The following is a 14,813-nucleotide window of genomic DNA, read 5'->3' on the forward strand; positions in this document are numbered from 1 at the left end:
TTCAGAATGATCAGGCGACCCGGACGCTCTCTTTTCGCTGGAGGCTCAGGTGGTATAGTAAGCGCGCAGAACACGTGCCAACAGCAGGACATGCCGGATGCCCGGTCTTTGCCGAGATTGCCTGACAACTCTGAATGATGATAAACGCTGCCCATCCTGCGGCAGCCCGCGCGTCAAATCGCATCCTGAACTCTTTGACCTGACCATCGCGCATATGGACTGTGACGCGTTCTATGCCTCGGTCGAAAAGCGCGACAACCCGGATCTGGCGGACAAACCGGTGATCATCGGAGGGGGCAAACGGGGTGTGGTGTCCACCGCCTGCTATGTTGCGCGCATCCGTGGCGTGCGATCCGCGATGCCGATGTTCAAGGCGTTGCAATTGTGCCCCGAAGCCGTGGTGATCAAGCCCCGTATGTCAGCTTATGTCGAGGTGTCCCGCGAAATCCGTGCGATGATGGACGAGCTGACCCCAACTGTCGAACCCCTGTCACTGGACGAGGCGTTCATGGATCTGTCGGGCACGCAGCGGCTGCATGGGGCACCGCCAGCGGTCATGCTGGCGCGTCTTGTCAAACGAATGAAGGATGAGTTGGGGCTGACCGGATCGATCGGGCTGAGCCACAACAAATTTTTAGCCAAGGTGGCCTCGGATCTGGACAAGCCGCGCGGGTTTTCCGTGATCGGCCGCGCCGAAACAGCGGATTTTCTGCACAATCAACCCGTGCGCCTGATCTGGGGCATCGGACCCGCCGCGCAGGAATCGCTGGAGCGCGCCGGGATCCGCACATTCTCTGACCTGCTGCGGTGGGAGCAGGAGGCCCTGACCGCGCGGTTCGGATCGATGGGGTACCGCCTGTGGCATCTGGCCCGTGGTCAGGACAAACGCCGCGTATCGGCCCATGAGCCGATGAAATCGATCAGCAATGAAACCACGTTCTTTGAGGACACTGCCAGCACCGACATTCTGGACGGGCATATCTGGCGCATGTCCGAAAAAGTGGCGGACCGCGCAAAGGCAAAAGGTCTGGCGGGGCGCGTTGTGACGCTCAAACTGAAAAGAGCCAATCACAAGATCATCACACGGCGGGTTGCGTTGCGCGACGCCACCCAGATCGCCGACCGCATCTATCGAACCGCACGCGGGCTGTTTGATCAGGTTGGTGATCAGGGCCCTTATCGCTTGCTTGGATGTGGCCTCTCTGACCTGTGCCCCGAGGATCAGGCCGACACGTCAGGTGATCTGCTGGACCCCGGCGGCCAGCAAAGGTCGCAGGCAGAGCGTGCAACGGATGAGATAAGGCGCAGGTTCGGAACGGATGCCATCGTGAAAGGCCGGTCGCTGCGCTAGGCGTTCTATTCCGCCGCCAACCGCGAGGTTTCGGACCCGATAGCAGCGATGCGGGCTGTGACGCCACGCAGCAAATCCCGGAACGCCAGAAAGTTTGCATTTGGCTGCACAGTCGCTTCGTCCATGTAAAGCGCGCGGTCGATCTCGATCTGAACGGCGTGCTGATGGCGGGCCGGGCGGCCATAGGACTGGGTGACATAGGCACCGGCAAACGGGGTGTTGCGGGCCACGTTCAGACCGGCATTGACGAACGCCTCTTCGATCTGGTCCACGATCACGCCCGAGGCCGACGCGCCGAAGCGATCTCCCAGTACGATGTCGGGCTTATTGTCCCGTGCCGTGTTCGCCATGCTGACCGCTTCATGCGGCATCGAGTGGCAATCGATCAGTATCGCCTGCCCAAACAATTCATAAGATTCGCGCAGCAGTGACTTGAGACGCGCATGGTAGGGCCGCCAATAGGTGTCGATGCGCAACCGCGCCTCATCCATCGTCAGCTTGCCATTGTAGATCGCGCGCCCGTTGGCCACGACACGGGGAATGACGCCAAGCCCCGAGGCGACCCGGGGATTGTGCCCAACACGCCGGGCACCGGCCACCAAAGCCGGATCAAGCTCGTCCGCGCTGCGATTGAGGTCCAGATAAGCGCGTGGCATGGCCGCCGCGATCAAAGGCGCCCCATATGCCGAGGCCCCATCGAACAGCTGATCTACATACGCATCTTCCGAAGATCGAATCACGTTGCGGTTCAAAACCGACCGTTTCAACATGCTTGCAGGGTATTCCCGACCGCTATGCGGCGAGGAAAATATGACACACGAGTTGCGCTCGGTCGGCATATCCAGAATATACGCTGCGTTGGGCATGGGCTCTCCTTGTTCGCATTGAACATAGACTGGAAATTTGTTCTTCCAAACCCCTTGATCCCCCTAACGACTCCTTTTATAGAGCCCGCTACCGGCGCGGGGTTCCGCGCCCCATTTCGTTATGGGGCAGAACACGCAAAGGGAAAGTGGGCGGTTAGCTCAGCGGTAGAGCACTTCGTTGACATCGAAGGGGTCACAAGTTCGATCCTTGTACCGCCCACCATCGTTTCACTGTTTCGGGTCTGACCCGGGACACCCGCTAACCCAGGCGCTGGCCACGTCCTTGATGAAGGCGCCGCAAATAGGAGACAGACCATGAAGGTCAAGAACTCGCTCCGCTCGCTCAAGAATCGGCACCGTGATTGCCGGGTTGTGCGTCGCAAAGGCCGCGTCTACGTGATCAACAAGACGCAGCGCAAGTTCAAAGCTCGTCAGGGCTAAGAACAGCACTCAAGTTATTCAAAAAGCCGCGCCTCAGAGCGCGGCTTTTTTGATTCTTGGACCTTTTGATCCTGCGACAAACGCCTCTGCGATTATTTGACCAACTAAATTCATCAGATTTACTTGATTCCCTCTGAGAATCGTTTAATTGACTGTTTCAGTCGGGTTATAACCCGCCACATTTCCACAGTTGGGACATACCATGCTGAAAACTTCTACCGCCATCGCTGCCGCTTTGACCGCGATTGTTGCCACTTCGGCTGTCGCCGAAGGTGAGCTGAACCTCTATTCGTCGCGCCACTACGACACGGATGAGCGTTTGTACTCGGATTTCGAAGACGCCACCGGGATCAAGATCAACCGGATCGAAGGCAAGGCGGATGAATTGATTGCCCGCATGGAAGCCGAAGGTGCGAACTCACCCGCTGATATCCTGCTGACAGTTGATACCTCGCGCCTGGCACGGGCCAAGAACGCAGGCATCCTGCAATCCGTCGACAGCGCAGTTCTGGAAGAGCGTATTCCGTCGAACCTGCAGGACGCAGACAACGAATGGTTCGGCTTCTCGCAACGGGGCCGCATCATCTTTTACAACAAAGAAACAGTCGACACCCCGCCCGCGACCTACGCGGATCTGGCCAAGCCCGAATACGAAGGCAAGGTTTGCATCCGCTCGTCCAGCAACACGTATAACCAAACGCTGCTGGCTTCGATCATCACGCATGAAGGTGCCGACGCAGCCAAGGGCTGGGCACAAGGCATCGTCAACAACATGGCGCGCGACCCGCAGGGCGGCGACACCGACCAGCTGCGCGGCATCGTTTCGGGTGAATGCGATATCGCCGTATCCAACACCTATTACTTTGCCCGCGCGATCCGTAAGGACGTCAAAGGCGTATCCGCCGAGCGGGACGTTATCGGCTGGGTTTTCCCCAACCAGGACGGCTATGGCGCACATATGAACCTGTCTGGGGCCGGTGTGGCCGCCAACGCGCCGAACAAGGACAACGCGGTTCTGTTCCTCGAATATCTGGCAAGCGACAGCGCGCAAAAGTACTTCTCAGCCGGGAATGACGAATTTCCTGCGGTTCCCAGCGTTGAAGTAGCGGCTTCGGTCCAGGAACTGGGTGAGTTCAAGGCGGACGACATCAACCTGTCTGAGGTGGCCAAAAACCTGCCCGAAGCACAGAAGATCTTTAACGAAGTCGGCTGGAAATAATTCAAATCCAAACCCGAGCAGTTCAGGGCGCAGATTAATCTGCGCCCTTTTTTATTTTCAATTATTGTATATTATCTCAAATATGATGTTTCCTCTCATATTTGATCTTCATGGATAGCTTTTCGATCCGCCTTGCAACACACCTGAACGAGTTGCGCCTAACCGCAGGCTGGTCGCTGGATCAGCTGTCCGAACACTGCGGCATCAGCCGTGCCACCCTGTCCCGCATGGAAAAAGCCGAGGTCAGCCCATCAGCTGAAAACCTTGGGCGCTTGTGCGCCGCTTACGGCTTGCCGGTATCGCGCCTTTTGATGATGGCAGAAGACAGCTTTGACCCGCGCGTGCCCTTTGAACGCCAACCGGAATGGCGCGACCCCGATACTGGGTTCACGCGCCGGTCGGTCTCGCCCGCCGCGCCGGGGTTGAATGGTGAAGTGCTGGAATGTCATTTGCCACCCGATTCAACGATCTCGTATCAGACGCCACCCAAACCGGGACAGGAACATCACCTGATCCTGTTGGATGGAACTCTGACGCTGACCGTCGACGCAACCGCCCACCACCTGAACGGAGGGGATTGCCTGCGCTACCACCTCTCGGGTCCCACCCAATTCGAAACCGGTCCCAGGCGAGGGGCCCGCTATTTGCTGGTGTTGATATGATCCGACAGCTTACAACCGCAGAATTTGACGCAAGTTTGGATGATCTGAGCGATGTTTTGCACAATTGTGTGCATGGCGGGGCCAGCATCGGGTTTGTCCTGCCGTTCTCCATAGATCAAGCCCGCGCCTATTGGCAGACTCAGATCCGCCCCGGCGTGCAATCGGGCGCGATCCATTTGTTTGCGTCCTATCGCGCGGGGCGGATTGTCGGCACCGGGCAGCTTGTTCCCGCCCACATGCCCAACCAAAAACATCGGGCAGACGTATCCAAACTGCTGGTGCACCGGGACGCGCGACGACAGGGCATAGGGCAACAATTGATGGACGCGTTGCAGACCCGCGCTGCCGAGTTGAACAGAACCCTGTTGGTTCTGGATACGCGCAGCACTGAGCCGTCGTTGTTGCTCTACCAGAAAATGGGGTTCCAAATTGCCGGAGAAATACCGAATTACTGCCGCAACCCGTTCGACGAAGGGTTGGAGCCTACGACTTTCATGTACAAGGACCTGACAGCGACCTATACGTCGATATCCAGCGCAAGCGCATGAATGCGCGGCACAATATCGCCCAGCGCGGCGTGCACCGCACGATGACGTGCAACGCGGGACTGGCCCTCAAACGCCTGTGACCGGATGCGCACGTTGAAATGGCTCTCACCGCCCTCCTGAAACCCGGCATGGCCTCTGTGGCTTTCGCTGTCATCAACCACGTCCAGCTCGCGTGGGCTGAATGCCGCCTGCAGTCGGGTGTGAATGTCTTCGGTTACCGACATTTTATCGCTCGACGGCAAAATTTTTGCCGCTCCCCTCTTCTACTCTGTCGTCCTTACGTTAAACTGCTGCCTCCGAGTCGAAAAGACGTGTTCGCAGGAGCAGGCCCATGGAAAAATCAGACCCATTCGGATTCGATATGTCCGTTTCCAGCGCAAAGAAAAAGAAACCGCGCGGACGTCGGGGCATGTCGGGCGCGTCCGAGACCTCAACCCGCATTTGCGATCATCCCGGATGTGAAGAAGCCGGCAAGTTCCGCGCACCCAAAGCGCCGGACGTGCTGGATGATTTCTATTGGTTCTGCCAGCAGCACGTCCGCGAATATAACCAAAAGTGGAATTTCTTCGACGGCACGACCGAGGCCGAGCTGAACGCACAGCGCTCCAAGGACAAGGTTTGGGAACGTGAGACCAAACCCATGGGCGACCCCGAAGCCCGCGCCTGGGCACGGTTGGGCATCGAAGACCCGCATCAGGTGCTTGGCGCGAATGGCACTCAGAACAAAGGCCGCACCGCAGGCACTGGCGGCCGCCGCCTGCCCCCGACCGAACGGCGCGCGATCGAGATCCTCGAAGCCAATGACAGCTGGACCAAGGCCGAGATCCGCAAGGCTTACAAGAAGCTGATTAAGGTCCTGCACCCCGACATGAATGGCGGCGACCGGTCACAGGAAGAACAGCTGCAAGAAGTCGTCTGGGCCTGGGATCAGATCAAGGACAGCCGGAGTTTCAAATAGGGCTTCTGGCTCAACATCTAGTCACAGACAGCTGGAGCCATTGGTGCGATCCGTGTATCGCGGTCCCCATAAGAGACAAAGTGCGCCACGAGTGCAAACGACTGCTCTGAGCCCAACTTACCAATGTTGTACTCGGTCCGAACGTCTGGTTCTTGATGCCAGCCTAGAGACGGTATTGGCGCGATACGTTCCGTTCGTTTGCTGGAGCTAGATTTCAAACGAAGGCGGCGGCGTGTTTGGAGTTGAAGATGATCACGCAGTGTGTGCCCCGACGCCAAACGGTCTTTTCGCTGGAACACGCCTTAAGGTCGCGCTCAAACCCTATGTCCGCCAGCATGTGCGGGGCGCACAGGGCAAGACGCTCCAGTTCCTTTTTTAGCTGCGCATCAGGCGCTATATCCTCTGTGATTAGGATAAGTTTTTTGCACGCGGTCAATCCATTCGCGACTTTCCGGATCGACGGACCATTTTCCATCAGACCTGCCAACATAGAAATTTCCTCATGTTTTCTGACTTGACTGAAAGATACCGCGAGTGGAGGCTTTCAAGCAAACCAAGCTTTTGCATCCAAAGGATTAGAAAAAATGAGCCTGTCACATGACAAGACTACCACCACTTAACGCCCTCAGGGCCTTTGAAGCCGCAGCGCGTTACCGTGGTTTCGTGGGTGCAAGCGAAGAGCTCAATGTGACGCGAGGCGCGATCAGTCGGCACGTCAAGCTGTTGGAAGACCATTTGGGCGTCCAGCTTTTCGAGCGGCTGGCTCAGGGCGTTCGGTTGACGCCAGCGGGCACAGCGTTTCTACCCACTATTTCGGAAGCTTTTGGCATGATCGGGCGCGCAGCGGAAGAAGTTTCCGCGGATGCCAACGAGTTGCGCATCGTTTGCCCGCCGGGGACGTCAATCAGGTGGTTGCTGCCAAAGTTGGAAGGCTTCAGAGAAGCTCATCCAGAGTTCAATGTGAGTCTGACAACGGATTTTTACCCAGATGGCGGCTTCGACCCAATCAATGCAGATATAGGTTTCTCTATATCCAACTTGTCGAACCGCTCGCATGATCTTGAGGTGCAGACACTTTTTCCGATCATTCTCACCCCGGCCTGTACGCCGGACTATCGTCGCAATAAGTCGCTGAAATCTCCTGAGGCGCTTGCCGACTGTGAATTGCTGCACGAAACAAGAAGTCACTCCGACTGGAGGACATGGGTCGGTGCTTTCCCGGACGTAGGCGTAGACCCGGCTAAAGGTCAGGATTTTCCCAACATTGACATCGCAACCAAAGCGGCGGTCATGGGTGTTGGAGTTGTGATGGCCGACCTTGTGCTGTGTCGCGAAGAATTGCAATCGGGAACGTTGGTTGCCCCGTTTCCGGACATGGTGTGCAAATCGCCTGACGGCGGCGTCTGTCTTCTCGCCGGGCGTCACAAATGGCACTCCCCCAAGGTCGAGGCCTTTCGGTCATGGGCCTGGGAGATTGCGGAGGCGGACCGGTCTGCCGCTGAACAGATCCTGCATGGATAATATCCGTACAAATAGAAAGCAGTCGTTCAACCGATGGTCGACAATGTCGGTTATGTAAGCGGAGTCGCCGCAAGCCTGGCCACTGCGTCGACTGCGCCAAACGGCACTTGCGCCGATACCCAGCCCACCCGAATAAGGCCAGTTACAAAGAATCCTTCTTCCACCTGGCAGCACAAGTCTCTTCCCCTTGCTCTTGCCCGCAATATGTTGCACCACACACGAGGTTCAAACCCGGTGAGCGGGCCACAGGATAAGGACAAGGCATATGGCTGACGGATCGATCGACATAAACGCAAAACCAACCGAAGAGATTTCGGTTCGTGAAGTGTTTGGCATTGATAGTGACATGGCCGTGAAAGGCTTTGCCGAGCGCAGCGATCGCGTGCCGGTGATTGATCCGACCTACAAGTTCGACCCCGAAACCACGCTGGCCATCCTGGCAGGATTTAGCCATAACCGGCGTGTCATGATCCAGGGTTATCACGGCACCGGGAAATCGACCCATATCGAGCAGGTCGCCGCCCGCCTGAACTGGCCCGCAGTGCGCGTGAACCTCGACAGCCATATCAGCCGGATCGACCTGATCGGGAAGGACGCGATCAAGCTGCGTGACGGCAAACAGGTGACCGAATTCCACGAAGGCATTCTGCCCTGGGCCCTGCGCAACCCGGTTGCCATCGTTTTTGACGAATACGACGCGGGCCGCGCGGATGTGATGTTTGTGATCCAGCGCGTTTTGGAACATGACGGCAAGCTGACCCTGCTGGACCAGAACGAGATCATCACACCGAACCCGAACTTCCGCCTGTTTGCGACCGCGAATACGGTTGGTCTGGGCGACACCACCGGGCTGTATCACGGCACGCAGCAGATCAACCAGGCTCAGATGGACCGGTGGTCTCTGGTCTCGACGCTGAACTACCTCAGCCACGATGCCGAAACGATGATCGTTCTGTCCAAGGCGCCTCTGTACAATACGGCCGAGGGCCGCAAGACCGTCAGCCAGATGGTCACCGTCGCCGACCTGACCCGGACCGCATTCATGAACGGCGACCTCAGCACCGTGATGAGCCCGCGCACTGTGATCAACTGGGCCCAAAACGCCGAGATTTTCCGCGACGTCGGCTATGCCTTCCGCCTGTCCTTCCTGAACAAATGTGACGAGCTGGAACGCCAGACCGTCGCCGAGTTCTATCAGCGCTGCTTTGACGAAGAACTGCCGGAAAGCGCAGCGAGCGTGAGCTTGGGCTGATGCGCTTCGGCGCTTGCATCGCAATTTTCACCCTCATCTTGAGCGGAGCACAAACCGCTTTTGCGGATGTGAAATGGCCTTGCGTGAAACCTGGGCACATCGGGTTCATTGATACAACAAGTACCCTCGAGGCTGGTATATTCGCGGTTTGCAACGCCGGCCCTCCCGCCAGAATCGAATATCGAACGCTTGACGGTGATCGAAACCGGAATATGCATTATGAGATCTCTGTTATTATCTTTGCAGACAGCCTAGTCATGCTCGAGGGCGATCCTTGGCTGAAGATACGACCGCCATTGGATCAAACTTGCGATGGCAGCCATGTCTTGGGTCTGGTTAAAATGACGAATATGAACTGCGTGTTTGGGGATCAGAACCAGAAATGAGCAAACCCAACGACAACCCCGCCGATCCGTTCAAGAAAGCTTTGGCCGAGGCCACCAAGGTCATGGCGGATGATCCCGAGTTGAACGTCACCTATACGGTTGATCCCTCGGGCATGTCGGGCGAGTCGATGCGGTTACCGCAGGTTTCGCGTCGGATGACCCGCGAAGAGGTTCTGCTGGCGCGGGGGACGGCGGATGCTCTGGCCTTGCAGCGCAAGTATCATGACGATGCGACCCATGCGCGCTATGCGCCTCCGGGCGATATGGCGCGTGATCTCTATGAAGCGATGGAAACCGCGCGATGCGAGGCGATGGGCGCACGGGATATGCCGGGCACCGCGTCGAACATTGACGTCAAGATCGGGAACGAGGCAATCCGGCGTGGCTATGACCAGTGCAAGCAGCCTGCGGATGCGCCTTTGTCCGTTGCCGCAGGCTATCTGATCCGGCATCTGGCAACCGGGCGCGATCTGCCGCCTGCGGCGGAAAACGTCATGAATCTGTGGCGCGGATTTATCGAAGAGCAATCTGGCGGAACGCTGGAGAATCTAGATGAAATCCTGTCGGATCAGGCCGAATTTGCCCGGTTCGCCCGTCAGATGATCAAGGATCTAGGATACGGCGATCAGTTGGGTGATGACCCGGACGAGCTGGACGATGAGCAGGAAGATCAGGCCGAGGAAGACGCCGAAGAGCAGCCCGATCCCGACAGCACCGGACAGGATGATCAGGACGAACAGGACGCTGACGCCAATCCCGAACAGACGCAGGAAGAACAGCAGGATCAATCTCAGGCGCAGGTCTCGATGGACGAGATGGCCGAGGAAGAGATGGGCGAAGAGGCTGAGATGCCCGAGGGCGAGGCACCGCTGGAACCGCCCGCCCCGCAGCCCGCATCCGAGGCTGATCCAGATTACAAGGTCTATCTGAACACCCATGATGAAGAGATCGCCGCCGAAGATCTGGCAGAGCCGGCGGAGTTAGAACGGCTGCGTGCCTATCTGGATCAGCAGTTGGAGCCACTGAAAGGCGCGGTGAGCCGTCTGGCCAACAAGTTGCAGCGTCGCCTGCAGGCACAACAGAACCGGTCCTGGGAGTTCGACCGCGAGGAAGGCATTCTGGATGCCGGTCGTCTGGCGCGTGTTGTGGCGAACCCGACCACACCGCTGAGCTTTAAGGTCGAAAAGGATACCGAGTTTCGCGACACTGTCGTCACGCTGCTTTTGGACAATTCCGGTTCGATGCGCGGTCGTCCGATCTCGATCGCCGCGATTTGTGCCGATGTTCTGGCGCGAACGCTGGAACGGTGCAATGTGAAGGTCGAGATTCTGGGCTTTACCACCCGCGCCTGGAAAGGCGGCCAAGCGCGTGAGGCATGGCTGAATGATGGCCGCCCGCAACAGCCTGGTCGTCTGAACGATTTGCGCCACATCATCTACAAGGGTGCCGACGCGCCATGGCGGCGTGCGCGGCCCAACCTGGGCTTGATGATGAAAGAGGGTCTGCTGAAGGAAAACATCGACGGTGAGGCGTTGGAATGGGCGCATCGCCGCATGCTGGCGCGGCGCGAGGCCCGCAAGATCCTGATGGTGATCTCGGACGGTGCGCCGGTTGATGATTCAACGCTGAGCGTGAACCCGGCAAACTACCTTGAAAAACATCTACGCGACGTGATCGCGATGGTCGAAAAGCGCAAGATGGTCGAATTGCTGGCCATCGGGATCGGCCACGATGTGACCCGGTATTATGATCGCGCCGTGACAATCACGGATGTCGAACAATTGGCGGGCGCAATGACCGAGCAACTGGCGGCCCTGTTTGACAGCGATCCCCGGGCCCGTGCGCGCGTGATGGGGATGAAACGGGCCAGCTAGGCCCGTTGACGTCGCACCACCGGGCGGGATAGCATTCCTGACAACCAGCCCCATCTTGCTGATCCTGACCTTGTTTCGGTGTGGGGCTGACGTGGTCTGCACCGATGCCGAATGGCTGTGTGGTGCAGCAAGGCGATGTCGAAAGGTGGCAACATAGGGAACTCCGGTGTTGTTTCCTTTAATTTGGCGGCCCCACGGCCAATTCGCTTGAAGACAATCCTGAGAAACCCCCGAGAAACCTTTGGGAACGCTATTGAACCTTGTGGCCCCCATCGAAACGGAGTGTATTCGGCCCATGCGCTATGAGTTTGCAGATTGCATACTGGACATTGACCGCCACGAGCTGTTGCGCGAGGGGCAGGCAGTGCCTGTGGAGCCGCAGGTCTTTGATCTGCTTGAACTGCTGGCAGAAAGCCCAGGTCGACTGGTGACCCGGGACGAGATTATCGAGCGGGTGTGGAATGGCCGTTTTGTCTCGGACTCGACCATAAGCGCCCGGGTTGCGGCGGCCCGCAAGGCAGTGGGCGATGATGGCAAGGCGCAGCGGATTATTCGCACCATCGTGCGGCGCGGGTTGCAGATGGCCGCAGAGGTTCACCACGATGCCGTCACGACCCACTGCGAGAACACCCAAACCCAGCAATTGCGATATGCCCGGGGCCAAAGCGGGCGCATTATTCCCTACACATTGTCCGGCGAGGGTCTGCCCGTTCTGCGCATCGGTTCAGTCATTCACGATCTGGAGGCCGAATGGCGATTGGCATCCGAACGTAAGCGGCTTTCGGATATGTCAGAACGTTTTCGACTGCTGCGATACAACAAAGATCACGATGCCACTTCGAACGATAATCATCAGGCGGTCTACGATCTGAGGGTTTCCGAAATCCTGACCGTCACCGACGCGGCAAATTTTGATCGTTTTGCAATAATCAGCGAGTTTGGCGGAACCTTCCCTGCCCTGCATTTTGCGGCCGAACATCCTGATCGGGTGAGCAAACTGGTCATCGTCGGCGGATGGGCCGAAGGGCGTGATCATCGGGCCGATGCCACCCAACCCGATTCCATACGCAATTTGATCGCCGAAGGATGGCAGGTACCGGGCAGCGGATACGCTATGAGTTCGACCCTCAGTTACTTTCCGGATGGTCCCTTGGAAGATGTCCGCCAAATGGTCAACGAGATGCAATCGCTCTATTCTCAGGAACAAAAGCTGAAATACCGCGATATCGGCAATTGCACTTCGGCGTTGCATCTGTTGCCCAAGATCATGTGTCCAACTCTGGTTATGCATGGGCGAAACACAGCGGTTCACCCTTTGTCAGAGGCTCGCAAACTTGCCGCAGGTATTCCTAATGCGTCGCTGATGGTACTTGAAACGGCCAATCAAATCCCGTTGCCGGGAAACGATGCATATGCTGTCTATCTTCAAGCGATACAGACCTTTTTGGAAGCCGGAACCTGATCGCTGGACATTTGCCTCTTCAGGCCTCAGGTTTCAGCGCGTTACGCATATTAAGAGGCCGCTATGTTCCAGTCTTTTGAAGTTACCGCACGACCAGAGCAAGGCCCACCTCGGTTGGCCGCGTTACGGGCGGAACTGACGCGTGAAGGGCTGGATGGGTACCTCATCCCGCGCGCCGACGCGCATCAGGGGGAATATGTGGCGCCTCGGGATGAGCGGTTGGCTTGGCTGACCGGTTTTACCGGGTCCGCCGGGTTTTGTGCGGCGCTTGCGGATATTGCGGGCGTGTTTATTGACGGGCGGTATCGCACGCAGGTCAAGGATCAGGTGGCAGAGGATTTCACGCCGGTACCGTGGCCCGATGTCGATCTTGCGTCATGGTTGAAAGAACAACTGCCCGAAGGGGGGAAAGTTGGCTTTGACCCCTGGCTGCATTCGGTCGGCCAGATCGCCACGACGCAGAACGCATTGGCAGGCAGTGGCGTTGAACTGGTGCAATGCGATAACCTTGTGGATCGCATTTGGCTGGATCAACCTGCACCGCCGATGAGCCCTGTAAAAGAGCACCCCGTTGAATTCGCGGGTGAAACATCCGAAAGCAAAATAGAACGTCTGGCGCGCGATTTGCGTCAGGCAGGTCATTCGGCAGCGGTGATCACCTTGCCGGATTCAATTATGTGGCTGTTGAACATTCGCGGTTCGGACGTTGCCTATAACCCCGTCGCCCATGGGTTCGCCATCTTGCACGCCGAAGGGCGCGTGGACCTTTTCATGGCATCCGAGAAACTGAAAGATGTGGCAGAGCATCTAGGGGCGCAGGTGTCTCGGCACGAGCCCGAAGCGTTTCTGGATGCCGTTGCCGGTTTGACCGGCGATGTTCAGGGCGACGCAGGAACTCTGCCGCAGATCGTTGCAGACGCCTTGGGTGAGCGGTTGATTCAGGGTGAGGATCCCTGTGCGCTGCCCAAAGCCTGTAAGAACGCAGCCGAGATTGCCGGGTCAGCCGAGGCGCATCTGCGTGATGGTGCCGCTGTGGTCGAGCTGCTGTATTGGTTGGACAACCAGGCACCCGGCACGCTCACGGAAACGCAGGTCGTCACGCGGCTTGAGCAAAGCCGCCGCAAGGACAATGCGTTGCAGGACATCTCGTTCGACACGATTGCCGGAACAGGGCCGAACGGCGCCATCATGCATTACCGCGTCACCAACGAAACCGACAGCACGCTAGAAAACGGGCATCTGCTGGTTCTGGACAGCGGCGGGCAATATCTGGACGGTACGACCGATATCACCCGAACCATCGCCATTGGTGAAGTGGGCGACGAAGAAAAAGCCTGTTTCACCCGCGTACTCAAGGGCATGATCGCGCTGTCGATGCTGCGCTGGCCCGTGGGCCTTGCCGGGCGTGACATCGAATGCGTCGCGCGGACCCCACTTTGGTTGGCCGGTCAGGATTTCAATCACGGGGTGGGACATGGCGTGGGCGCTTATCTCAGCGTGCATGAGGGCCCTCAGCGCTTGTCCAGGGTCAGCCATGTCCCGCTGCATCCGGGCATGATCCTGTCAAACGAGCCCGGCTATTACCGCGAAGGTGCGTTTGGTATCCGGATCGAAAACCTGGTTGTGGTTCAGGACGCACCGGCGCTGGACGGCGGCGATGCGGAACGGGCGATGCTGTGCTGGCGCACTTTGACCTATGTGCCAATCGATCGTCGTTTGATCCTTGTCGATATGCTGAGCGGTGACGAGCGCAATTGGCTGAACGCCTATCACCGTGATGTTTCCGAAAAAATCCGCCCAAGGGTGGGCGAACAGGCGCAACTGTGGTTGGATGCCGCAACGGCGCCGATCTGACACCCGATTGTTACAAACACCGGGCAGAGGAAAGGCCCCCGATTGACGAAAGAAGAGATGGTAATGACTGATAAAATCACGATCCGCCCGGCGCCGGGCAAGTGGAGCGTCCGTTCGGGCGGTGCAATTCTGGGCGAAACCATGAATGCGCTGGAAGTTTCTGACGGCGATCATGACCCGGTGATCTATTTTCCCCGTGCCGATATCGCGATGGCGTTTCTGGATCAGACCGACAAGATTACCACATGCTCTTCCAAGGGGGATGCCACGCATTTCTCGATCGTCAACAAATCCTCGGTGACGGAAAATGCAGCCTGGAGCTATGAAGCCCCAAGCGCGGAATACGCGCAAATCCAGGGGTATCTGGCGTTTTACCCGCTGGAATCGGTCAAAGTCGAACAGCTATAAAGGCGCGTTGC

16 protein-coding genes and 1 tRNA gene are annotated in these 14,813 nt (G+C 57.8%); 14 read left to right on the forward strand and 3 right to left on the reverse strand.

Features of this window, described 5'->3' with window-relative positions; translation table 11 throughout:
• The first annotated feature begins 97 nt into the window (after positions 1–97).
• The gene (locus ACR0AG_RS18670; protein WP_480841732.1) at positions 98–1,351 is read left to right on the forward strand and encodes a DNA polymerase IV; all 1,254 of its coding nucleotides are present in this window, start codon (positions 98–100) and stop codon (positions 1,349–1,351) included.
• 5 nt (positions 1,352–1,356) lie between these two features.
• On the opposite strand, the gene ACR0AG_RS18675 is transcribed toward ACR0AG_RS18670, so the two are convergent.
• On the reverse strand, positions 1,357–2,217 hold the full coding sequence (locus ACR0AG_RS18675) for an N-formylglutamate amidohydrolase (protein WP_480841734.1): 861 nt from the start codon (positions 2,215–2,217) through the stop codon (positions 1,357–1,359).
• Positions 2,218–2,365: 148 nt separating this feature from the next.
• Between ACR0AG_RS18675 and ACR0AG_RS18680 the strand changes: the two genes are divergently transcribed.
• The 5 genes from ACR0AG_RS18680 (at position 2,366) to ACR0AG_RS18700 (ending at position 5,087) form a co-directional block, all read left to right on the forward strand.
• Positions 2,366–2,440: transfer RNA gene (locus ACR0AG_RS18680), tRNA-Val, on the forward strand.
• A gap of 92 nt (positions 2,441–2,532) precedes the next feature.
• Positions 2,533–2,658, forward strand: a complete 126-nt coding sequence (gene ykgO / locus ACR0AG_RS18685) for a type B 50S ribosomal protein L36 (protein WP_005648635.1) — start codon at positions 2,533–2,535, stop codon at positions 2,656–2,658.
• A gap of 202 nt (positions 2,659–2,860) precedes the next feature.
• Positions 2,861–3,877, forward strand: a complete 1,017-nt coding sequence (locus ACR0AG_RS18690) for a Fe(3+) ABC transporter substrate-binding protein (protein WP_480841737.1) — start codon at positions 2,861–2,863, stop codon at positions 3,875–3,877.
• 110 nt (positions 3,878–3,987) lie between these two features.
• Complete coding sequence (locus tag ACR0AG_RS18695; RefSeq protein WP_480841739.1) at positions 3,988–4,539, forward strand: helix-turn-helix domain-containing protein; 552 nt, start codon at positions 3,988–3,990, stop codon at positions 4,537–4,539.
• Positions 4,536–5,087, forward strand: coding sequence for an N-acetyltransferase family protein (locus ACR0AG_RS18700; protein WP_480841741.1), 552 nt, complete (start codon positions 4,536–4,538; stop codon positions 5,085–5,087). The genes ACR0AG_RS18695 and ACR0AG_RS18700 overlap by 4 nt, the downstream gene beginning before the upstream one ends.
• Here ACR0AG_RS18700 and ACR0AG_RS18705 read toward each other — a convergent pair.
• On the reverse strand, positions 5,057–5,311 hold the full coding sequence (locus tag ACR0AG_RS18705) for a BolA family protein (RefSeq protein ID WP_480841743.1): 255 nt from the start codon (positions 5,309–5,311) through the stop codon (positions 5,057–5,059). The genes ACR0AG_RS18700 and ACR0AG_RS18705 overlap by 31 nt on opposite strands.
• Positions 5,312–5,418: 107 nt before the next feature.
• Here ACR0AG_RS18705 and ACR0AG_RS18710 point away from each other — a divergent pair, with 107 nt between their 5' ends.
• On the forward strand, positions 5,419–6,045 hold the full coding sequence (locus ACR0AG_RS18710; RefSeq protein ID WP_480841745.1) for a J domain-containing protein: 627 nt from the start codon (positions 5,419–5,421) through the stop codon (positions 6,043–6,045).
• Positions 6,046–6,259: 214 nt separating this feature from the next.
• Here the strand turns inward: ACR0AG_RS18710 and ACR0AG_RS18715 are convergent, their stop codons facing one another.
• The gene (locus ACR0AG_RS18715) at positions 6,260–6,535 is read right to left on the reverse strand and encodes a hypothetical protein (RefSeq protein WP_480841747.1); all 276 of its coding nucleotides are present in this window, start codon (positions 6,533–6,535) and stop codon (positions 6,260–6,262) included.
• 107 nt (positions 6,536–6,642) lie between these two features.
• Here ACR0AG_RS18715 and ACR0AG_RS18720 point away from each other — a divergent pair, with 107 nt between their 5' ends.
• The 7 genes from ACR0AG_RS18720 to ACR0AG_RS18750 all read left to right on the forward strand — a co-directional run bounded on the left by ACR0AG_RS18720 (position 6,643) and on the right by ACR0AG_RS18750 (position 14,802).
• Positions 6,643–7,566: a LysR substrate-binding domain-containing protein gene (locus ACR0AG_RS18720; RefSeq protein WP_480841750.1), complete on the forward strand. Its 924-nt coding sequence runs from the start codon at positions 6,643–6,645 to the stop codon at positions 7,564–7,566.
• A 265-nt stretch (positions 7,567–7,831) separates the two neighbouring features.
• Positions 7,832–8,818 carry a cobaltochelatase subunit CobS gene (gene cobS, locus ACR0AG_RS18725; RefSeq protein WP_170575904.1) on the forward strand — a complete coding sequence of 329 codons (987 nt, stop codon included), beginning with the start codon at positions 7,832–7,834 and terminating at the stop codon, positions 8,816–8,818.
• Positions 8,818–9,204, forward strand: a complete 387-nt coding sequence (locus tag ACR0AG_RS18730) for a hypothetical protein (RefSeq protein ID WP_480841752.1) — start codon at positions 8,818–8,820, stop codon at positions 9,202–9,204. The genes cobS and ACR0AG_RS18730 overlap by 1 nt, the downstream gene beginning before the upstream one ends.
• Positions 9,201–11,078 carry a cobaltochelatase subunit CobT gene (gene cobT / locus ACR0AG_RS18735; protein WP_480841754.1) on the forward strand — a complete coding sequence of 626 codons (1,878 nt, stop codon included), beginning with the start codon at positions 9,201–9,203 and terminating at the stop codon, positions 11,076–11,078. The genes ACR0AG_RS18730 and cobT overlap by 4 nt, the downstream gene beginning before the upstream one ends.
• A 295-nt stretch (positions 11,079–11,373) precedes the next feature.
• A complete protein-coding gene (locus ACR0AG_RS18740) occupies positions 11,374–12,540 on the forward strand; it encodes an alpha/beta hydrolase (RefSeq protein ID WP_480841756.1) in 1,167 nt (388 codons plus the stop codon).
• 63 nt (positions 12,541–12,603) lie between these two features.
• Positions 12,604–14,394, forward strand: a complete 1,791-nt coding sequence (locus tag ACR0AG_RS18745; RefSeq protein WP_480841758.1) for an aminopeptidase P family protein — start codon at positions 12,604–12,606, stop codon at positions 14,392–14,394.
• Positions 14,395–14,457: 63 nt separating this feature from the next.
• Entirely contained in the window at positions 14,458–14,802 is a 345-nt protein-coding gene (locus ACR0AG_RS18750; protein ID WP_480841760.1) for a DUF427 domain-containing protein, read from the forward strand.
• Positions 14,803–14,813: the final 11 nt, after the last annotated feature.

The organism is Ruegeria sp. H6, from assembly GCF_056532975.1.